Source organism: Micromonospora sp. I033 (assembly GCF_053890995.1).
The window spans coordinates 1-19,224 of sequence record NZ_JBSSLX010000033.1; the positions used below are offsets into that span (position 1 = coordinate 1).

Here is a 19,224-nt window from a genome sequence, read left to right on the forward strand (position 1 = left end):
TCCAGCCCGTCGGGCGGGATGCGGTGCAACCGCAGCAGCACCTGCCACTCGCCGGGTTCCAGCTCGCCCGGCAGGTAGCCGGGGGTCGCCCAGTCGGCGGCGACGGTGTAGCCGTCGCGGGCGCCGCCCGACCAGCCGCGGAAGCCGTCCGGCCCGACGCAGCCGAGGTCGAGCACCCCGGCCTGGCGCGGGTAGTCCAACCGGACGGTGAGCGCGGCCGTGCCGGGTGCGACGGTGACCGGCAGGGCGCGCAGCACGTCGTCGGCGCGGTCCTGCAGGGTCCACCTGCCGCGGTGCACCACCACCGGTCAGCTCCGCGCGGTGGCGTCGGCGCGGGGAGCCGGCACGGTCGCCGCGGCGGTGGTGCCCACCAGGTTGCCCTCGCGGTAGAGCAGCGACCGGCCGGGGCGGGGCGCCACCCAGCCGGTGTCGCCCGGATCGGGTTCCGCGCCCTCCGGTACGACGACCTGCACGCTGGTGCGGCTCGCGCCGTCGCCCGCCTCGGTGTCGTCGCCGGGCACGTCCAGCGAGACCAGGGAGACGCTGCCCAGGTTCTCCACGACCACGACCTCGCCGGTCAGCGCGCCGGGAACCGGGGTGGGGGAGTAGTCCAGGTATTCCGGGCGGATCCCGTAGACCAGCCGCTCCCCGTCGGTGACCTGGCCGCGGGCGTCCTCCGGCAGCGGCAGCCGGGCCGGGCCCATGGCCAGCTCGTCGCCGTGCACCCGCGCGTCGACGAGGTTCATCGGGGTAGAGCCGATGAAGCCGGCGACGAAGGTGTTGGCGGGGCGGCGGAACACCTCGGTGGGCGTGCCGACCTGGCGGATCCGGCCGCCCTCCATCACCGCGATCCGGTCGGCCAGGGCGAGCGCCTCGGCCTGGTCGTGGGTGACGAAGACGGTGGTGACGCCGAGTTCCCGCTGCAGGCGCTTGAGGAAGGTCCGGGCCTCCAGCCGCAGCCGGGCGTCGAGGTTGGACAGCGGCTCGTCGAGCAGGAACACCTGCGGGTGGCAGGCCATGGCCCGGGCCAGGGCGACGCGTTGCTGCTGGCCGCCCGAGAGCTGCCCCGGGCGTCGCTCCAGCAACCCGGAGAGGCCGAGTTCGTCGGCGGTGTCGGCGGCCTTGCTGCCGCGGCTGCGCCGGTCGACCTTCTTGATCCGCAGCGGGTAGGCGATGTTGTCCCGCACGGTCATGTGCGGGAACAGGGCGTAGTCCTGGAAGACCATGGCCACGTCGCGCCTGCCCGGCGGCAGGTTGGTGACGTCGCGTTCGCCGATCCGCACGCTGCCGCCGGAGGCGAGCTCCAGCCCGGCGATCGTGCGCAGCAGGGTGGTCTTGCCGCAGCCGGACGGGCCGAGCAGGGCGAAGAACTCCCCGTCGGCGATCTCCAGGTCGAGGGCGTCCAGGGCGCGTACCCCGCCGGGGTAGACCTTGGTCAGCTCGCGCATGGTGATGGCGGACATCAGCGCTTGATCCCTCCGTGGAAGCGGAACCCGTACCGGCTGCTGACGAAGACGAACATGAGCGCCACCGGCAGCGAGTAGAGCAGCGAGAAGGTGGAGAGCAGCCGCAGGTCGGCCTGCCCGCCCTCGGTGTAGAGGGTGTACATGATCACGGCGGCGGGTGCCTTGTCCGGCCCGCGCAGCAGCAGGAACGGCACCAGGAAGTTGCCCCAGACGTTCGCCACCGCCCACACCCCGACGGTGGCCAGGCCGGGGCGGACCAGCGGCACCACGATGTGCCGCATGATCTGCAGGGGGCTGGCGCCGAAGACCCGGGCCGACTCCTCGTAGGACGTCGGCGTGGAGTCCATGAAGTCCTTGAGGATGAAGATGGCCGCCGGCAGCAGCCCGCCGCTGAGGATCAGGACGACGCCGAGCCGGGAGTCGATCAGGTTGAGCCGGAAGGCCAGTTCGAAGAGCGGCACCATGGTGGCGGTGCCGGTGACGATCGACGACAGCAGCAGCAGGCCGTAGAGCAGCGCGTCGCGGCCCGGCACCCGGACCCGGCTCAGCGCGTACGCGGCGAGCGCGGCGAAGGTCACCACCAGCGCCGCGGTGCCGGCGGCCAGGTAGACCGAGTTGAGCAGCGAGCTCAGCGCGTACGGGTTGTCCAGCAGGGCCCGGAAGTTGTCCAGGGTGAACCGCGGCAGGGAGGCGGTGATGGTCGGGGTGTCGTCGAACGGGGCGGTGGCCAGCCACAGCAGCGGCAGCGCGAAGAAGCCCAGGACGGCGCAGAGGAACGTGTAGCGGCCGATCTGGGCGAGCAGATGGCGTACCGCGACGGTGGGCCGGGTCGGTTCGGTGGTGGGCGCGGGCGCCGTGTCGGTGGTCACGCCGCCTCCTTCCGCCGGCCCAGCATGCGCAGGTAGACCAGCGCGATGACCAGGTTGATCAGCAGCATGATGAACGAGATGGCGGCGCCGAAGCCGAGTTCGCCGCCGGAGAGCGCCACCTTGTAGACGTAGACCGGCAGGATCTCCGAGCGCTGCTCGGGTCCGCCCGCGGTGATCAGGAACGGCGCGAAGTCGTTGAACGTCCAGAGGCTGATCAGCAGCAGGTTGGTCAGCACGTGCCCGCGGATGCGGGGGAAGACCACGTCGCGCAGTTGCTGCCAGGTGGAGGCGCCGGCCAGCCGGGCGGTCTCCAGGTGCGAGCGGGGGACGTTCTCCAGTGCGGCGGCGTAGAGCATCATCGAGAACGCGGTGCCGCGCCAGGTGTTGAAGATGATGATCGACAGCATCGGGTGGTCCAGCAGCCAGGCCGTGCCGGGGATGCCGAGCAGCGCGTTGAGCGTGCCGGCGTCCCGGTCGAGCAGGGCGATCCAGAGGAAGGCGACCACCGAGCTGGGCAGGATCCAGGAGAGCAGGACGAATCCCTCGACCACCCGGCGCAGCGGGCCGCGGCGGTCGCGCAGCGCGAACGCGATGGCGAAGCCCAGCCCGGCCTGGCCGATCACCGCCGAGCCGAGCACGAACTGCAGGGTGAGCAGCAGGGAGCTGGTGAACCGCTCGTCGCCCAGCGCCCGGGTGTAGTTGTCCAGGCCGACGATCTCCGGGTTGGCGGCGGCCAGGCCGGTCAGCCGGTAGTTGGTCACGCCCAGGTAGATCGTCCAGGCGGCCGGCACGACCAGGAAGACCAGGATGAGCACCATGGCCGGGACGAGGAACCCGGTGGCCCGGGCCCGGCCGAGCCCGGCGGCGTCGGGGGCCGGGGAGGCGCCCGTGACCGGGCGCTCTCCCGCGACCACCTCGTCAGGAGGTGACGTTACCTGGACCACCGACGAACCCTTCGACCTTCTTCTGGTACGCCGTGGCCGCCTCGTCCACGCTCTTGCCCGCCGTCACGTCGGCGGTGGCCTCCTGCAGCGCCACCGAGACCTGCGGGTAGACCGCCAGCGGCGGCCGGTACGCGGTGATCGGCAGCACCTTCTCGGCGACGAAGTTGAGCATCGGGTCGGCGGCGAGGACCTCCTTGTTGACGTCCGTCCGCGCGGTGATCCGGGCGGCGCCGGCGAGTTCCGCCTTGACCGCCTCCGCAGAGGACATGAACGCCAGCAGTTCCCACGCCTGGGAGGGGAACTTCGAGTTGGGGTTGAGCGCCCGCACGCCGCCGCCGGACATGCTGACGAAGTCCTGCCCGCGGATGCCGGCGCCGGGCTGCTTGGCCGGGATCATCGCGTAGCCGACGGTGGTGTCCCGGTCGGCCATCTTGGCGATGCCGTCCTTCGGGTTGACGACGCTGCGCCAGAAGTAGTCGCCCTCGCCGAGGATGCCGATCTTGCCGGCGGCGAACTCGGCGAACGACTTGTCGCGCCCCTTGGCCTCCTGCTGGAGCTTGGGGTCGCCCAGGCCGCCACCGTAGACCTTGGCGTAGAAGTCGAGCGTGTCCTTGACCGGCTGGCTGGCCCCGGCCCACTTGCCGTCCTTGTAGATCTCGCCGCCCGCGCCGACCAGCAGCGGCAGCGCGCCCTGCATGGAGGTGGCCTCGCCCATGGCGGTGCCGGCGTTGATCTGGATCGGGGTCACCCCGGGCAGCGTCTTGAGCTTGGCGCCGGCGTCGAGGATCTCCTGCCAGCTCTTCGGCTGCCAGTCGGCGGGCAGGCCGGCCCGGGCGAAGAGCTTCTTGTTGTAGTAGAGGACCCGGCCGTCGGTGCCGAGCGGGATGCCGTAGCGCTTGTCCTCGAACGAGCCGAGGCCCTGCACGGTCTCCGGGATCTGGGACCAGCCCTCCCAGGAGTCGACCTGGTCCCCGGCCACCTCGGACAGCGGCTTGAGGTAGCCGGCCTGGACGAACTCGCCGACCCAGATGCCGTCCACGGCGATCACGTCGGCGCCGCCCTTGGAGCGCAGGTCCAGGGCCAGCTTGGTCTTGTACTGCTCGTCGTCGACGCCGCTGGGCACGAAGGTCACCTTGGCGGTGACGCCCTTGGCCTTCTGCGCCTCGACGAACTTGGGGATGACCCACTTCTCGATCCACTCCGCGCCGGCGGAGTTCTTGCCGCCGACGATGGAGTTGGCGGAAATGGTGAGGGTGATGTTCTTGGCGTCCTTGCCGGCGGGCTCGTCCGAGCCGCCGCAGGCCGTGGCGGTGAGGGCGACGGCGGTGAACGCGGCGAGCACGCCCGCGGCGCGTCTCGGCTTGGGTGACATGGGCTGTTTCCCTTCGCAAGGAGAGACTTCGAAGAGACTCGGGAGGTCACCCCGCCGGCCGCACGTCCGCCGCCGGCGGTGCTTGCGGCCACAATGTCATGACAGCTTGACGACGTAAATACCTGTCACTGAAATGAGCGCGAAACATCCACCGTCACCGCTCGGCGACGGTCACCTCGAGCGAGTAGCGGCTGGCCCGGTAGATGTGCGCACCGTGCTCGACGTAGCGGCCCTGGTCGTCGTAGGCGGTGCGGGTCATGGTGAGCAGCGGTGCGCCGCGCCGCTCGCCGAGCATCTGCGCCTCGGCGGCGGTGGCCGCGCGCGCTCCGATCCGCTGGTGGGCGCCGCGGATCCGCCGCCCTCCGGAGCGCAGGATCGCGTAGAGGCCGTCGGCCTGCAACGCCGCCATGGTGAGCCGCGGCTGGTCGACGGGGAGCCAGTTCTCCATCAGGGCCAGGGGCTCCCCGTCGGAGAAGCGCAGCCGGCGCAGGTGCTGCACCTCGCCGCCCGGCGGCACGCCGAGGGCGGCGGCGACCGCCGGCGGGCAGGCCACGGTGGCCAGCTCCAGCACCGAGGTGGACGGCCGCTGGCCGGCGCGGACCAGGTCGTCGTGCAGGCTGGTCAGCTCGACGGCGCGGCGGACCTCGCCCCGGACCACTTGGGTGCCCACGCCGCGCCGGCGGACGATCAGTCCCTTGTCGACGAGGTGCTGGATGGCCTGCCGCACGGTGGGCCGGGACAGCCCCAGCCGGTCGGCCAGCTGCAACTCGCTGTCCAGGCGATCACCCGGGGCGAGGTCACCGCGCTGGATCGCCGCGGCGAACTGTTCCGCGACCTGGAAGTAGAGCGGGACCGGGCTGCTGCGGTCGACCGCGATCTCGGGGCCGGTCACGGGAACCTCCTCGCTGCGGCTGCGCGGGACGGGGGTGTGCTGCTGGGCAACTGTACCGAAGCGATCACCGAGCGCAGAGCACGGATGTCATGACAACACATTGACACAACTCGTAGAGCACTGTTACCAATCAGGGACGGAAGCGAGCTGGCGGACACGCCGACGTCGGCCGGGACGGAGGGCGCCGCATGCTTGATGTGCTCACCATCGGCCGGGTCGGGGTGGACATCTATCCGTTGCAGGTCGCCACGCCGCTGGCCGAGGTGGAGACGTTCGGCAGGTTCCTCGGCGGCAGCCCCACCAACGTGGCGGTCGCGGCCAGCCGGCAGGGGTTGCGCGCCGGGGTGATCACCCGCACCGGCGCCGACGCGTTCGGCGACTACGTACACCGGGCGCTGCGCGAGTTCGGTGTGGACGACAGCCAGGTGCGCCCGGTCGAGGGCCTGCCCACCCCGATCACCTTCTGCGAGATCTTCCCGCCGGACCACTTCCCGCTGTGGTTCTACCGCACCCCCACCGCCCCGGACCTCCAGATCCGCCCCGAGGAGCTGGACCTCGACGCGATCACCTCCGCCCGCGTCTTCTGGCTCACCGGCACCGGCCTGTGCCAGCAGCCCAGCCGCGACGCCCACACCGCCGCGCTCACCGCCCGGGCCGGCCGCCCGCACACCGTGCTGGATCTGGACTACCGGCCGATGTTCTGGCCCGACCCGGCGGCCGCGACCGCGGCCGTGGCCGAGGTGCTGCCCCGGGTCACCGTCGCCGTCGGCAACCTCGACGAGGTGGAGATCGCCGTCGGCACCCGCGACCCGGACCGGGCCGCCGAGCTGCTGCTCGAACGCGGACCCCGGCTCGCCGTGGTCAAGCTCGGCCCGGCGGGGGTGCTGGCCCGCACCGCGGAGCAGAGCGTACGGGTGCCGCCGGTGCCGGTGGACGTGGTCAACGGGCTGGGCGCCGGTGACGCGTTCGGCGGCGCGCTCTGCCTGGGGCTGCTGCGCGGCTGGCCGCTGGAGCGGACACTGCGCTTCGCCAACGCCGCCGGCGCGATCGTCGCCTCCCGCCTGGCCTGCTCCGCCGCCATGCCCGACTACGCCGAGACCGTGGCGCTGGCCGGGGGCACCGCGCCACGTCCGGCGTCGCCGACCGCCGTCCTGACAGGAGAAGACCGGTGAGCACCGAGTACGACGCGCTGACCCGCACCCGCGCGCACCGGCCGCAGGCGATCGCCGAAGCCGCCGCCCGCCGCACCCGTCGGCCCTGGCCCGAACCCGGCCGGCCGCTGTTCGTCATCGCCGCCGACCACCCGGCCCGCGGGGCCCTCGGGGTGCGGGACCGGCCGATGGCCATGGCGGGGCGGGTGGACCTGCTCGACCGGCTGCGGGTGGCGCTGTCCCGGCCCGGCGTCGACGGCGTGCTCGGCACCCCGGACATCCTGGAGGACCTGCTGCTGCTCGGGGCGCTGGAGAACCGCCTGGCCATCGGCTCGATGAACCGCGGCGGCCTCTCCGGCGCCACCTTCGAACTCGACGACCGGTTCACCGCCTACGACGCCGACAGCATCGCCGCCATGCGCTACGACGGTGGCAAGATGCTCTGCCGGATCGACCCGGACGACCCGGGCACCGCCTCCACCCTCCAGGCCTGCGCCCAGGCGGTCACCGCCCTCGCCGGGCACCGCACCGTGGCGCTGGTCGAACCGCTCTGGGTGGCCCGCGACGGTGGCCGGGTCAGCGCCGACCTGCGCCCGGAGGCGGTCATCAAGGGCGTCAGCGTCGGCCAGGCGCTCGGCGCCACCAGCGCGTACACCTGGTTGAAGCTGCCGGCCGTCGACGAGATGGAGCGGGTGATGGCCGCGACCACGCTGCCGGTCCTGCTGCTCGGCGGCGACCCGGTGGAGGCGCCCGACGTGGTCTACGCGCGGTGGGCGCGGGCGCTGCGGCTGCCCGGCGTGCGCGGCCTGGTGGTCGGCCGGGCGCTGCTCTACCCGCCCGACGACGACGTGGCCGCGGCGGTGGACCTGGCCGGATCGCTGCTGCCCACCGGGCAGGACGCGTGAGGACCGGCGACGCCCACCTGCCCTGGGGCGGCACCGTGCGACCGCCCTGGGCGCTGGAGGTCACCCCCGAGCGGGCCGGGTGGACCTATGCCGGGCTGCGGGTGCTCACCCTGCCCGCCGGCGGCGCCGTCAGCTTCGCCACCGGCGACGAGGAGATGCTGGTCCTGCCGCTGGCCGGCGCCGCCACCGTGCACTGCGACGGGTTGCGCTTCACCCTGAGCGGGCGCGAGTCGGTGTTCGCCGCGGTCACCGACTTCGCCTACCTGCCCCGGGACGCCGAGGTGACGATCCGCGGCACGGGCCGCTTCGCGCTGCCGTCGGCGCGGGCCACCCGCCGGCTGTCGCCCCGCTACGGCGCGGCCCGGGACGTGCCGGTGGAACTGCGCGGCGCCGGGCCGGCCAGCCGGCAGGTCAACAACTTCTGCGCGCCGGACGCCTTCGACTGCGACCGGCTGGTCGCCGTGGAGGTGCTCACCCCCGGCGGCAACTGGTCGTCGTACCCGCCGCACAAGCACGAGCAGGACCGGGCGTACGACGACGGGCGGGTGGAGGCGGCGCTGGAGGAGGTCTACTACTTCGAGGTGGCCGGCGGCGAGCCCGGCGAGGGTCCGGTGGGCTACCAGCGGGTCTACGGCACCGCCGAGCGGCCCGTCGACGTGCTCGCCGAGGTGCGCACCGGTGACGTGGTGCTCGTCCCGTACGGCTACCACGGGCCGTCGATGGCCGCCCCGGGCTACGACCTGTACTACCTGAACGTGCTGGCCGGACCGGGCGCCGCCCGGACCATGGCCTGTGTGGACGATCCCCGGCACGGCTGGATCCGGGGCAGCTGGGCGGGCCAGCCGGTGGACCCGAGGCTGCCGCTGACCCGGCCCGGAACGAAAGAGGCGTGATGCCCAGGTTGACGGTGGCGCAGGCGGTGGTGGCGTTCCTGGCCCGGCAGTGGTCGGAGCGCGACGGGCGGCGGCAACGGCTCATCCCGGCCTGCTTCGGCATCTTCGGCCACGGCAACGTCGCGGGGATCGGCGAGGCGCTGGCCACCGCCGGCGCCGACCTGCCGTACCACCTCTGCCGCACCGAGCAGGGCATGGTGCACACGGCGGCGGCGTACGCCCGGATGACCGACCGGCTCAGCACCCTGGCCTGCACCACCTCGATCGGCCCCGGCGCGACCAACCTGGTCACCGGCGCCGCCGGCGCCACCATCAACCGGCTGCCGGTGCTGCTGCTGCCCGGCGACATCTTCGCCACCCGGGTGGCCAACCCGGTGCTCCAGGAGCTGGAGGATCCGCGCTCCTACGACATCAGCGTCACCGACGCGCTGCGGCCGGTCTCCCGCTACTGGGACCGGATCAACCGGCCGGAGCAGCTGCCGGCGGCGCTGCTGGCCGCCATGCGGGTGCTCACCGACCCGGCGGAGACCGGCGCGGTCACCCTGGCGCTGCCGCAGGACGTGCAGGCCGAGGCGTACGACTGGCCCGACGAGCTGTTCGCCGAACGGGTCTGGCCCGTGCCGCGCCCCCGTGCCGACGGTGCCGCGCTGGCCCGGGCGGCCGGGATCGTACGGGCGGCCCGGCGGCCGCTGGTGGTGGCCGGCGGTGGGGTGATCTACAGCGGGGCCACCGGGGCGCTGCGCCGGTTCGCCGAGGAGCACGGGGTGCCGGTGGCCGAGTCCCAGGCCGGCACCGGCGCGCTGCGGCACGACCATCCGCTCGCGCTCGGCGCGGTGGGCGTCACCGGGACCACCGCGGCCAACGAGATCGCCGCCGGCGCGGACGTGGTGATCGGGGTGGGCACCCGCTACAGCGACTTCACCACCGCCTCCGGCACCCTGTTCGGCGACGGCGTGCGCTTCGTCAACCTGAACGTCACCGGGTTCGACGCGGCGAAACTGTCCGGCACGCAGGTCGTGGGCGACGCGCGGGAGAGCCTCGCGGCCCTCGACGAGGCCTGCGCCGGCTGGGCCACCGAGCCGACTTACCGGGACTCGGTGACCCGGCTGCGCGAGCGCTGGACGGCCGTGGCGGACCGCGCGCGGCACGCCGCCCCGGACGCGCGGCCCACCCAGACCGCGGTGATCGGCGCCGTCAACGACGCGGCCGGGCCGCGCGGCGTGGTGGTGTGCGCGGCCGGGTCGATGCCCGGCGACCTGCACCGGCTGTGGCGCAGCGCCGACCCCAAGAGCTACCACGTCGAGTACGGCTACTCGTGCATGGGCTACGAGATCGCCGGCGGGATCGGGGTGAAGCTGGCCGCGCCGGAGCGTGAGGTGTTCGTGCTGGTCGGCGACGGCTCCTACCTCATGCTGCCGAGCGAGCTGGCCACCGCGGTCGCCGAGGGAGTCAAGCTGGTCGTGGTGCTGGTCGACAACTCCGGCTTCGCCTCGATCGGCCGGCTGTCGGAGAGCGTCGGCGCGCAGCGACTCGGCACCGCCTACACCGACCGCGCCGGGGAGCCGCTGCCGATCGACCTCGGCGCCAACGCGGCCAGCCTCGGCGCCGACCTCATCCGGGTGTCCACCATGGCGCAGCTCCGGTCGGCGCTGGCGACGGCGACGGCGGCGACCCGGACCACCGTGGTGCACGTGCGGACCGACCGGTTCGAGGCCGGCCCGGACGCGGGCGCCTGGTGGGACGTGCCGGTCGCCGAGGTCTCGACCACGCCGGAGGGGCGGGCCGCCCGGGCCGCGTACGAGGCGGGGCGCAAGAACCGGCGCACCCACCTGCGACCCGCCTGACCGTCGTACGAGGTTGACGCCGTCGCCCACCATGACGGCATGCGCACCTGGCAGCGCCCGTACTCCCTCGACATCGCGACCGGATTCGCGGTGCTGGGGCTGGTCGGTGTCGCCGGCTTCGCGACGTTCTTCGTGATCATGTTCGTGCGCGGCCCGGTGCCGACGCCGGTGGCGATCCTCTTCCCGGTATGGCTTGTCGTCGTCGTGGCCGTCACGGCGCGGCAGGCGATGCTCGGGGTCTACGTCAGCGACGGTGGCATCCGGTCCCGCAGCCTCCTGCGCACGGCCACGGTGCCGTGGGCGTCGGTCGCGGAGATCCACAGCGGGACGGCCACCGTGGCGGGCCTCGACATGGGCCGCCCGGCGATCGTCATCGAGCGGACCGACGGGGTCTCGATACAGACCCCGCTGCAGCGCGGCGACCTGTTCCGGCCGTTCACGTTCCGGCCCGAACTGGGCCGGCTCGCCACGTGGCCGGAACACTACGACGAGATCCTCACGACGCTGCGGGCGCACCACCGCGACGCCCAATGCCGGCAGACCGCATCCGCGGCCCCGCCGGCGCAGCCGCCCGCCGCCGCGCCGACGACCGCATCCGCGCGAACCGGCCGGACACGCACGGCCGGCGCTGCCCTGACGGCCGACAAGCGGCGCGATCTCCACGCGCTGATCCGGCAACACCAGCGTGGCGCGTTCACCGACGCCGAGTTCGCCGCCGAACTGGCCAAGATCCACGACACCGGCCAGGGCGACGACATCCGTCGGTGAGCCGGTTCGGCCCCGGCCTGTCACGATGGGCGCCTGACCGGACATGGGATGGACGTGAGCTCCGGGACCGAACACGAGGACCGCTTCCGACGCGTCTACGCCGCCGACTTCGAGCCGCTGCTGGCGTACGCCCTGCGGCGCGTCGCGCACCCCGAGGACGCGGCCGACGTCGTCGCCGAGACCTTTCTCGTCGCCTGGCGGCGAAGACGCGACCTGCCGGCCGACGACGAGGCCCGGCTCTGGCTGTACGGCGTCGCCCGCCGGGTGCTCGCCAACCACCACCGCGGCGGCGTACGCCGGCAGCGGCTGGGCGAGCGGCTGCGCCAACGGATCACCGCGGCGATCGGCGCCGACCCGGGCAGCGAGGTGCCCGAACGGCTCGCCGTCCAGGCCGCGCTGGCCCGGCTGAACGAGCTGGACCGGGAGGTGCTGCTGCTCACCGTCTGGGAGGGCCTGGAGCCCCGCGAGGCGGCCGAGGTCCTTCAGGTGAGCCCCGCCGCGGTCCGTACCCGCCTGTCGCGGGCGCGAGCCAGGCTGCGCGATCTCGTCGGTGACGACCTCGGCCCACCCGGACATGTACTCGACGTCCTGACCGTACCCGCCCCGAAGGAGGGCAGATGACCGAGGAGCAGCTCGACCGGATGGTCCGAGACGCCGACCCCTGCCGAGCCGGTGTCATCGCGCACCTCGACGGGGCGAAGCAGGCTCTCCTGGAGGAGATCATGTCCGAGCCGACGCCCGATCGCGTCACCGATTCACCGCGGCCCCGCTCCCGGGCGGGCCGCGGCCTGGTCCGCCGCATCGCCGCTCCGCTCACCGCGGCCGCGGCTCTCGTCGGCGTCCTCGCCGTGTCCACCGTGGTCCGCGAGCCGCCGGGCGGCCGCCAGGCCGCTCCGACCACAAGCGCCGGCCCGGGTGCCGCCGTCGTCTACTCGCCGGTGGCGTTGAAGGCCGCCGAGGAGAACCCGCGGCTGCTGATCGACGAGCCCGGTTGGAAGGTGACCGGCGTCTGGGGCTTCGCCGAGCAGCAGGGCAGGACCACGTTCGCCAACGGCCGACGGCAGGTGGCGATGGACTGGTACCCGGCCGGCGAGTACAAGGGCTACCACGCCGACCGGCTCCTCGTCAGCGCCCCCGAAGCGGTGCAGGTCGACGGCTGGCCGGGTGACCTGTTCCGGTATGCCGCCACCGAGTTCGCGGCCCTGCTCCGACCCCGCGACGGTGTCTTCGTCGAACTCCGTGCCGCGGGTGGGGACCGGGCCGAGTTCGACCGGCTTCTCACCCACGTCGTCCGCGCCGACGTGCGCACCTGGCTGGCCGCGCTTCCGCCGGAGATCGTCACGCCGGCCCGGGTGGACGAGCAGGCCCGGAAGGTGCTCGCCGGCGTGCCTCTCCCGCCGAACTTCGACCCGGCGACGCTGCGGGACGTCGGCACCAACGACCCCTACCAGTTCCGGGCCAGGGTGCTCTCGCGCGTCGGCTGCGCGTGGATCGCCGAATGGGAACGGGCGACGCGCGCCGGCGACGACGCCGCGCTCCGGCGGGCCGGCGACGCGCTGCGCAGCAGCCACAAGTGGCAGGTGCTGCACCAGATGAACGACGAGGGCGACTATCCGGAGGCGTTCTGGAGGGCGGCGGACGAGATCGTCGCCGGAGCGCCGCCGGCCAGGTTCACCGAGGGGTTGGGCTGCGAGGACTGACCGTCCCGGCCACGAAGGCCGCCCCGGCCGTGCCGGCACTCACGCACCGTGAGTGCCGGCACGGCGCGCCCGGTTGCCGGCACCCGGGGTGCGCGACCACGGCCGTAGGGTGGGTGCCGTGATCACCTGCGTCGTGCACTACACCATCGACCCCGCGCAGATCGAGGCGTTCGAACGCTTCGCCCGCGAGTGGATGCGGCTGGTGGCCAGGCACGGCGGTGTGCACCACGGCTACTTCCTGCCCGCCGAGGGCGCCAGCGACCGGGCCGAAGCGCTGTTCAGCTTCGAGAGCCTGGCCGCGTACGAGCGTTACCGCGCACGGTTCGGCAGCGACCCGGAGTTCGTGGCGGCCGACCGAATCCGCGACGAGTCGGGCTGTGTCCTGCGGTACGAGCGGACCTTCATGCGCCCACTCCTGCCGACCGACTGAGCGCGTTCTCCGGCACGGGTGTGGTCAGCGCAGCTCGATGGTGACGGTGGCGGTCATGCCGTCGGCGTGACGGCGGAGGCTCAGTGAGTCGGCCAGCTGATCCGCCAGCCAGAGCCCCCGACCACCGGCCTCGTCACCGGCGGACAACCGGACCGGCGGCTCACCGACGCCCGCGCCCTGATCGACGACCTCGCAGCGCAGGACGTCGCCCTGCCGCCGCAGGTGCAGGTGGCCCACCCCGCCGCCGTGGCGTACCGCGTTGGTGGTCAGCTCGTGGACGGCCAGGACGAAGCCCTCGGCCAGCTCGCCGGTCAGACCCACCGCGGCGACCCGTGCCGCGACGGCATGCCGCAGCTCGGTGATGGTGGCGGCGGTGAACTCCTGGGACAGCAGTGACGTCGACTCCCGTCGCGCGTGCCCGGCCCCCGTCGAGTTGATCTCGGCCGGCGGCCCGAAACCGCCCATGTAAAAGAGGTTACCCGCATTCCTGATATCCGCCGTCGGCGCCGGCCGGGCCCGCCCGACCCGGCCGGCTCCGGGGGGTGTCCGCAGCGCGACCAGCGCGATGTCGTCGTCGCCGGTAGCCGCGTACCGGCAACGCGGGCCGGGTCACCCGGGACACGTGCGGCAAGGAAATCGCCTCAGGCGGAAGGACGAACCGCCGAGGCGGCCAACGGCGCGAAGTCGGCCATGCGACATTGGCGGTGCAATCCGCGGAAGGTTGCCGAAAAGGCGAGCGCTCCTTCAATCCACTGATGCATTTCCGATGGGTTTCCGGGATTGCGAAAACGTCCTCACTGCTCGACGTATTGCCTGGTCAGAGCCAGGGAACCGGCAATGGTCGCACGCCGACCCGGGTCCGGTAAATGGCTGAGTCCGCTTGGTAGCAGGAGCCTGGTGAATGGGATTCACCGCCGCAGAATTCGAGTTCGACCGGGGAAAATTGTCGCCCCGGCGGCTCTCACTTCAGGAGGTCAATCCCTATGAGTCGAATGACACCGGGCGGACGCGGAGGTACGGTCATGCGCCGCACCATTGTCGCGTTGGCCGCCGCGATCGTCGCCACCGGCGCGATCGGCACCCCGGCGGTGGCGGAGGGCAAACCCGTCACGCCGTCGACCCAGCCGGCCGAGTCCGTGCCGGGCGGGTTCTCCAGCTGGCGTGAGCTGTTCTCGGCGCAGGACCAGCTGAACGCGGCCGCCGGCGAGATCACGGCCGCCCGCGGCGAAGGGTTCGCCGGCGTGGTCGCCGCGCCCGAGGAGCGCAAGCTCACCGTCTACTGGAAGGGCTCGGTGCCCGGGTCCGTCCGCGACCTGGCCAAGCGGCTCTCCGTACCGGTGAAGTTCAAGCCGGCCCGGTTCCACCAGCGCGAGATGGTCGCCGAGGCGCAGCGGCTGGCCGCGGACCCGCGGGCGGTCTCGGTGGCCGCCAAGGTCGACGGCAGCGGGCTCGCGGTGACCGTCACCGGCAAGGCACTGGCCTCGGGCAAGCGGGACCTCCTGCGCACCGCGCGGCTGCCGCTCGACGTGAGCACCGCGTCGAGCCCGACGCTGCTCAACCGGCAGAACGACTTCGCCCCCTACTGGGGTGGGGCGCGCTACTACGCCGGCGGCGGGTGCAGCACCGGCTTCGGGGTGTACTGGAACGACGCCCGCCAGATCCTCAGCGCCGGGCACTGCGGCGCGAACGGTCAGGTGGCGTACGACGGCGGTGGCCCCACCAACACCATGGGACCGATCATCAACGACTGGAACCCGCGCGACACCCTGATGATCAGGGTGTCGGCCGGCGGCCGGATCTACACGGGCGCCTACAACGCCGCCACCAGCATCGGGGTCGGCGGCGCCGCCTCGGACTACGTGGGCAACTACGTCTGCACCGGCGGCGCGTCCAGCGGTGAGCACTGCAGCCTGCGGGTCAGCGTCGTCAACCAGTTCGTCAACGTCGGCTACGTGATCGGGCCGGTGACGCAGGCCAACCACATCGTCGCCGGGGGCTGCGCCGCCGCGCCGGGCGACAGTGGAGGCCCGGTGTACTCGTACCGCTCGGACGGACGGGTCGACGCGCGCGGCACCGTCTCCGCCGGGGTGACCGGCACGGCGGTCTGCCCCGGCGTGGTCGCCAACGGCTCCAGCACCGTCTGGTACGCCCCGCTGCTGCGGCCGGTGGGTGACGCGCAGATCGGGTCGCTGACCTACTACGGCGCCTCGCTCATCCAGGGCTGAGGCTCCGTCCGGCGCCGAGCCGCATCGGCCGGCGTACCGCAGATCTCAGCAGCGTGGGCCGGTCCGCACGGGACCGGCCCACGCCGCCGCCCGGACCGCCGGGGCCTTAGGCGACCGTTAAGAAGCGGTTCCGGCTGGTTCCCCCGGCGGGCGGCGCTGGCAGACTGGGGCGATGCCCTCCGCCGATGTGCCCGCTCCGCCCGTTCCCCGCCGCCGTACCCGGGCGCTCGTCGCGGTGATCGTCGCTCTCGCCGTGGCAGCCGGGGTCGGCGCGTGGTCGTTGCGGGACCGGGTCGTCGTCGACGGTGCCGCCCCGCCGTCGGGTGCCGCCGCCGCGGTCGCCGCGGGCGGTGGCGCGGACTGCGCGGGCCGGCCGGCCCGGGCGACGCGCGAGCTGCGCGGCATGTGGATCACGACGGTCAACAACATCGACTGGCCGAGCCGGCGCGGGTTGCCGGCCGAGACGGTGCGGGCCGAGTTCCGGCGCTGGTTGGACCTGGCGGTGCGGCGCCACCACAACGCGGTCTTCGTGCACGTGCGGCCGAGCGGGGACGCGCTCTGGCCGTCGAGCTACGCGCCGTGGTCGGAGTGGCTGACCGGGCACCGCGACGGCCGCGACCCGGGCTGGGACCCGATGGAGTTCATGGTCGCCGAGGCGCACGCCCGGAACCTGGAGTTCCATGCCTGGTTCAACCCGTACCGGGGCGGCCAACCGGCCACGGTGGGCGGACCGGGTCCCCGCCTGGACCAGCTCGCGCCGACCCATCCGCTGCGGCGGCACCGGGACTGGGTGGTGACCTACCCCAGCGCCGACCGGCCCGGCAGCCGCCTCTACTTCAACCCCGGCATCCCCGAGGCGCGCCGGTTCGTCGAGGACGCGATGCTGGAGGCGGTCCAGCGCTACGACGTCGACGGCGTGCACTTCGACGACTTCTTCTACCCCTACCCGGAGGCGGGACAGGACTTCCCGGACGACGCGACCTTCGCCCGCTACGGCCGCCGCTTCGCCGACAAGCAGGCCTGGCGCCGGGACAACGTGAACACGCTGGTCCGCGAGATGAGCGAGCGGATCAAGGCGATCAAGCCGTGGGTGAAGTTCGGCATCAGCCCGTTCGGCATCTGGCGCAACAAGCGCACCGACCCGGCCGGCTCGGCCACGGCGGGCCTGCAGAGCTACGACGACATCCACGCCGACACCCGGCTCTGGGTGCGGCAGCAGTGGCTGGACTACGTCGTGCCGCAGCTCTACTGGCACATCGGATTCGGCAAGGCCGACTACGCCAAGCTGCTGCCGTGGTGGGCGGCCACGGTGCGGGGCACCCGGGTGCAGCTCTACATCGGCCAGGCCGACTACCGGGTGGGTGAGCGCGGCGCCTGGCGCGATCCGGCCGAGTTGGACCGCCAGCTCGCGCTGAACCGACGGCACGGGGTGGACGGGAGTGTGCACTTCAGCGCCCGGCAGGTACGCGCCGACAAGCTCGGGGCGGTCAGCCGGTACAGCGACGCGCACTACGCCGCTCCCGCCCTGCTGCCCACGATGGCTCAGCTGCCGGCGGCGCCGCCGCCCGCACCCGCGATCACCGGCGCCCGGCGTCAGGATGCCGGCGGGGTGCGGCTGACCTGGCGCGGCGACGACGCCACGAGCTTCGCCGTCTACCGGGTGGACGGCGGCACGGCCCGGCTCGTCGGCACCACCCGCGGTGGCGACTTCGTGGACCGCACGGCCCCGGCCGGCGGGCCGCTCACCTACTGCGTCTCCGGCCTGGACCGCAGTGCGAACGAGGGTCGGCTCAGCGCACCGGCGTCCGTCGCCTGACGCCGACCGGGGCCCGACCGGCGGCTCACCCAGTTCGTGCCTGGCGCGTCCCGCGCAGCCCGAGCAGGGCGACCGCGGCGAGGATGATGACGGCGACGGCGTACTCCTCGGCGGTCCGGCGCAGGCCGCCGCCGTGGACCACGAGGAAGCCGGCGATCACCGTTGGCAGGCCGAAGCCGACGTACGAGATGATGTAGAGCAGGGAGAGCACGCTGGCGCGCTCGTGCGCCTCGACCAGCGGCGTGACGGTCTTGAGGCTGCCCTGGAAACCGCCCCCGAAGCCGACGCCCCCGAATGCGAGGCCGACGAAGAAGCCGGCGAGGGAATCGGCCGAGACCGACACCACCGTGATGATCATGCCGACGACGAGGGCGGTGATGCCGGTGAGCATGACGGTCCGCGCGGGCCGGTCACGCAGCACGAGGATGGCGGCGGACCCGAAGACGGCGAAGACGAAGATGCTCAGGCCCCCGGCCACGATCGAGGAGTCCATGAGGGCACGCACGAGCGCCGGGCCGAGCGCGGCGAAGAACCCCGCGAGGGCCCAGACGGCGAAGGCGACCGGCGCGACGGCCAGCAGGGGCCCGCGTACCGCGCGGGGCAGCCGGATCTCCGGCCGCAGGCTCTGCAGCGCTCCCGCCATCGGTGTGACCGTCTCGCGCATCAGCACGACCCCGACGCCCTGGATGAGCAGGACCACGAGCAGGACGACGTACACCAGGCGCGTCGGCGCGGGCAGGTACTGGACGAGCAGCGCCGAGAGCAGGGCACCGACCCCGGTGCCGATGCCGGGGGCGATCGCGTTCGCGAGCGTGCCTCGGGCCCGGTCGATGTCGAGCATGGCGGCGGCCGCCGCGCCGGTGGCGGCGCCGGCCGCCACGCCCTGCACGACGCGTGCGACCACCAGCTCGGGTACGCCGCCGGCGAGGACGAAGATGACCAGCGAGATCATCTGGACCGCGATCGCGGCGAGCAGGACCGGTCGCCGGCCGACATGGTCGGAGAGCTTGCCGACGGTGAGCAGGGTGGCCAGCACCGCGGCGGCGTAGACGGCGAACACCACGGTGGTGGTGATCGGCGAGAAGTGCCAGCGCGCCTGGTAGATCGTGTACAGCGGGCTCGGGGCCGTCGACGCGGCGACGAACGACACGATGATCGAGGCGAGCAGGAACAGGGCGACGTTCGACGTGAGGCGCCGCTGCTGCTGGGCGATGCTCATCGGACGTCGATCGCCGCCGCGCCGACGACGGCCCGCTCACCCTCCTGCTGCACGTAGCCGACCACCGACGCGCGCCCCGGATCGAGGTCGGGCGGCACCGTCAGGTCCACCCGCCCCTCCTCGGCGCCCAGGCCGACCGAGGTGAAGGCCCGGACCACGTTGTCCTGCCGCAGCCGGCGCCCGGCGTTCTCGCCCCGGGGGACGTCGTTCTCCAGCCCCCGTTCCACGACCGCCACGTGCAACATGCCCCGCGCCGGTGGCCGCTCGGCCCGGTAGTCCACCGCCACGTGCCCGTCGCCCGCGTTCCCGAGCGAGAGGGCGAGCGGCGTGATGGCCGCCGCCGACAGCGCGGACGCGATGGCGTCGGCCGCCCGCCGGCGGTCGGAACCGACGAACTCGGCGGTGCCGTTGACCACCATCTGCGGCGTGTAGAGGTGTCCGGTGCCGAAGGCCCGCGCGTACGCCTCCTGCCGCGCGGTGTAGGCCGCGGCCGCGTACGGATCGGGCCAGCCCAGGTGGTCCCAGTAGTCGACGTGGAAGCCGAGGGCGAAGACCGGCTCGCCCCGCTTGCGGGCGTCCCGCTCGATCTCGGTCAGCACCTCCTCGGCGGGCGGGCAGCTCTCGCAGCCCTGCGAGGTGAACAGCTCCACGACGGCGAAGCCGCCGTCGCCCGCCTGCGGCGGCGACCCGGTGAGCGAGGGGTCCGTCATGGCCTGGCTCCTCCGTCCGA

Annotated in this window: 19 protein-coding genes; 10 read left to right on the forward strand and 9 right to left on the reverse strand. The window is 73.3% G+C overall.

Translation table 11 applies throughout. The features are described 5' to 3' along the window. The 6 genes from ACW0Q9_RS08580 to ACW0Q9_RS08605 all read right to left on the reverse strand — a co-directional run. Positions 1–305 (reverse strand): hypothetical protein (locus ACW0Q9_RS08580; protein WP_456179536.1); only part of this gene is annotated, 305 nt, incomplete at its 3' end. Between the two features lie 3 nt (positions 306–308). After that, positions 309–1,463 (reverse strand): ABC transporter ATP-binding protein, encoded by a 1,155-nt coding sequence (locus tag ACW0Q9_RS08585; protein WP_456179537.1) that lies wholly within the window; start codon positions 1,461–1,463, stop codon positions 309–311. After that, positions 1,463–2,335 carry a carbohydrate ABC transporter permease gene (locus ACW0Q9_RS08590; protein WP_456179538.1) on the reverse strand — a complete coding sequence of 291 codons (873 nt, stop codon included), beginning with the start codon at positions 2,333–2,335 and terminating at the stop codon, positions 1,463–1,465. The genes ACW0Q9_RS08585 and ACW0Q9_RS08590 overlap by 1 nt, the downstream gene beginning before the upstream one ends. Beyond that, positions 2,332–3,249, reverse strand: coding sequence for a carbohydrate ABC transporter permease (locus tag ACW0Q9_RS08595; RefSeq protein ID WP_456179539.1), 918 nt, complete (start codon positions 3,247–3,249; stop codon positions 2,332–2,334). Before ACW0Q9_RS08595 ends, ACW0Q9_RS08590 begins: the two co-directional genes overlap by 4 nt. Positions 3,250–3,253: 4 nt before the next feature. Beyond that, on the reverse strand, positions 3,254–4,651 hold the full coding sequence (locus tag ACW0Q9_RS08600) for an extracellular solute-binding protein (RefSeq protein WP_456179540.1): 1,398 nt from the start codon (positions 4,649–4,651) through the stop codon (positions 3,254–3,256). 154 nt (positions 4,652–4,805) lie between these two features. Next, positions 4,806–5,543 (reverse strand): GntR family transcriptional regulator, encoded by a 738-nt coding sequence (locus ACW0Q9_RS08605; RefSeq protein WP_456179541.1) that lies wholly within the window; start codon positions 5,541–5,543, stop codon positions 4,806–4,808. 188 nt (positions 5,544–5,731) lie between these two features. On the opposite strand from ACW0Q9_RS08605, the gene iolC reads away from it, so the two are divergent. The 8 genes from iolC (at position 5,732) to ACW0Q9_RS08645 (ending at position 13,234) form a co-directional block, all read left to right on the forward strand. Further along, positions 5,732–6,715: a 5-dehydro-2-deoxygluconokinase gene (iolC, locus tag ACW0Q9_RS08610; protein ID WP_456179542.1), complete on the forward strand. Its 984-nt coding sequence runs from the start codon at positions 5,732–5,734 to the stop codon at positions 6,713–6,715. Beyond that, a complete protein-coding gene (locus ACW0Q9_RS08615; RefSeq protein ID WP_456179543.1) occupies positions 6,712–7,599 on the forward strand; it encodes a Cgl0159 family (beta/alpha)8-fold protein in 888 nt (295 codons plus the stop codon). The genes iolC and ACW0Q9_RS08615 overlap by 4 nt, the downstream gene beginning before the upstream one ends. Then, on the forward strand, positions 7,596–8,492 hold the full coding sequence (iolB, locus tag ACW0Q9_RS08620; protein ID WP_456179544.1) for a 5-deoxy-glucuronate isomerase: 897 nt from the start codon (positions 7,596–7,598) through the stop codon (positions 8,490–8,492). The genes ACW0Q9_RS08615 and iolB overlap by 4 nt, the downstream gene beginning before the upstream one ends. After that, positions 8,492–10,336 (forward strand): 3D-(3,5/4)-trihydroxycyclohexane-1,2-dione acylhydrolase (decyclizing), encoded by a 1,845-nt coding sequence (gene iolD, locus ACW0Q9_RS08625; protein ID WP_456179545.1) that lies wholly within the window; start codon positions 8,492–8,494, stop codon positions 10,334–10,336. Before iolB ends, iolD begins: the two co-directional genes overlap by 1 nt. 39 nt (positions 10,337–10,375) lie before the next feature. Continuing rightward, on the forward strand, positions 10,376–11,104 hold the full coding sequence (locus tag ACW0Q9_RS08630; RefSeq protein ID WP_456179546.1) for a PH domain-containing protein: 729 nt from the start codon (positions 10,376–10,378) through the stop codon (positions 11,102–11,104). A gap of 48 nt (positions 11,105–11,152) precedes the next feature. Further along, the gene (locus ACW0Q9_RS08635; protein ID WP_456179547.1) at positions 11,153–11,725 is read left to right on the forward strand and encodes an RNA polymerase sigma factor; all 573 of its coding nucleotides are present in this window, start codon (positions 11,153–11,155) and stop codon (positions 11,723–11,725) included. Beyond that, positions 11,722–12,804: a hypothetical protein gene (locus tag ACW0Q9_RS08640; RefSeq protein WP_456179548.1), complete on the forward strand. Its 1,083-nt coding sequence runs from the start codon at positions 11,722–11,724 to the stop codon at positions 12,802–12,804. Before ACW0Q9_RS08635 ends, ACW0Q9_RS08640 begins: the two co-directional genes overlap by 4 nt. A 118-nt stretch (positions 12,805–12,922) precedes the next feature. Beyond that, positions 12,923–13,234: an NIPSNAP family protein gene (locus ACW0Q9_RS08645; protein WP_456179549.1), complete on the forward strand. Its 312-nt coding sequence runs from the start codon at positions 12,923–12,925 to the stop codon at positions 13,232–13,234. Positions 13,235–13,258: 24 nt separating this feature from the next. Here the strand turns inward: ACW0Q9_RS08645 and ACW0Q9_RS08650 are convergent, their stop codons facing one another. Continuing rightward, complete coding sequence (locus ACW0Q9_RS08650; protein WP_456179550.1) at positions 13,259–13,699, reverse strand: ATP-binding protein; 441 nt, start codon at positions 13,697–13,699, stop codon at positions 13,259–13,261. 557 nt (positions 13,700–14,256) lie between these two features. Between ACW0Q9_RS08650 and ACW0Q9_RS08655 the strand changes: the two genes are divergently transcribed. Then, positions 14,257–15,459 (forward strand): S1 family peptidase, encoded by a 1,203-nt coding sequence (locus ACW0Q9_RS08655; protein WP_456179551.1) that lies wholly within the window; start codon positions 14,257–14,259, stop codon positions 15,457–15,459. Positions 15,460–15,631: 172 nt separating this feature from the next. Further along, on the forward strand, positions 15,632–17,275 hold the full coding sequence (locus tag ACW0Q9_RS08660) for a glycoside hydrolase family 10 protein (protein WP_456179552.1): 1,644 nt from the start codon (positions 15,632–15,634) through the stop codon (positions 17,273–17,275). 25 nt (positions 17,276–17,300) lie between these two features. Here ACW0Q9_RS08660 and ACW0Q9_RS08665 read toward each other — a convergent pair whose 3' ends face one another. Beyond that, positions 17,301–18,494 carry an MFS transporter gene (locus ACW0Q9_RS08665; protein WP_456179553.1) on the reverse strand — a complete coding sequence of 398 codons (1,194 nt, stop codon included), beginning with the start codon at positions 18,492–18,494 and terminating at the stop codon, positions 17,301–17,303. Then, complete coding sequence (locus tag ACW0Q9_RS08670) at positions 18,491–19,204, reverse strand: DUF1223 domain-containing protein (protein WP_456179554.1); 714 nt, start codon at positions 19,202–19,204, stop codon at positions 18,491–18,493. Before ACW0Q9_RS08670 ends, ACW0Q9_RS08665 begins: the two co-directional genes overlap by 4 nt. Positions 19,205–19,224: the final 20 nt, after the last annotated feature.

Coding starts and splice junctions, on each gene's coding strand:
- ACW0Q9_RS08585 (WP_456179537.1), bottom strand. CDS start 1,463: ATGTCCGCCATCACCATGCGCGAGCTGACCAAGGTCTACCCCGGCGGG.
- ACW0Q9_RS08600 (WP_456179540.1), bottom strand. CDS start 4,651: ATGTCACCCAAGCCGAGACGCGCCGCGGGCGTGCTCGCCGCGTTCACC.
- iolC (WP_456179542.1), top strand. CDS start 5,732: ATGCTTGATGTGCTCACCATCGGCCGGGTCGGGGTGGACATCTATCCG.
- iolD (WP_456179545.1), top strand. CDS start 8,492: ATGCCCAGGTTGACGGTGGCGCAGGCGGTGGTGGCGTTCCTGGCCCGG.
- ACW0Q9_RS08630 (WP_456179546.1), top strand. CDS start 10,376: ATGCGCACCTGGCAGCGCCCGTACTCCCTCGACATCGCGACCGGATTC.
- ACW0Q9_RS08635 (WP_456179547.1), top strand. CDS start 11,153: ATGGACGTGAGCTCCGGGACCGAACACGAGGACCGCTTCCGACGCGTC.
- ACW0Q9_RS08640 (WP_456179548.1), top strand. CDS start 11,722: ATGACCGAGGAGCAGCTCGACCGGATGGTCCGAGACGCCGACCCCTGC.
- ACW0Q9_RS08650 (WP_456179550.1), bottom strand. CDS start 13,699: ATGGGCGGTTTCGGGCCGCCGGCCGAGATCAACTCGACGGGGGCCGGG.
- ACW0Q9_RS08655 (WP_456179551.1), top strand. CDS start 14,257: ATGCGCCGCACCATTGTCGCGTTGGCCGCCGCGATCGTCGCCACCGGC.
- ACW0Q9_RS08660 (WP_456179552.1), top strand. CDS start 15,632: ATGCCCTCCGCCGATGTGCCCGCTCCGCCCGTTCCCCGCCGCCGTACC.
- ACW0Q9_RS08665 (WP_456179553.1), bottom strand. CDS start 18,494: ATGAGCATCGCCCAGCAGCAGCGGCGCCTCACGTCGAACGTCGCCCTG.
- ACW0Q9_RS08670 (WP_456179554.1), bottom strand. CDS start 19,204: ATGACGGACCCCTCGCTCACCGGGTCGCCGCCGCAGGCGGGCGACGGC.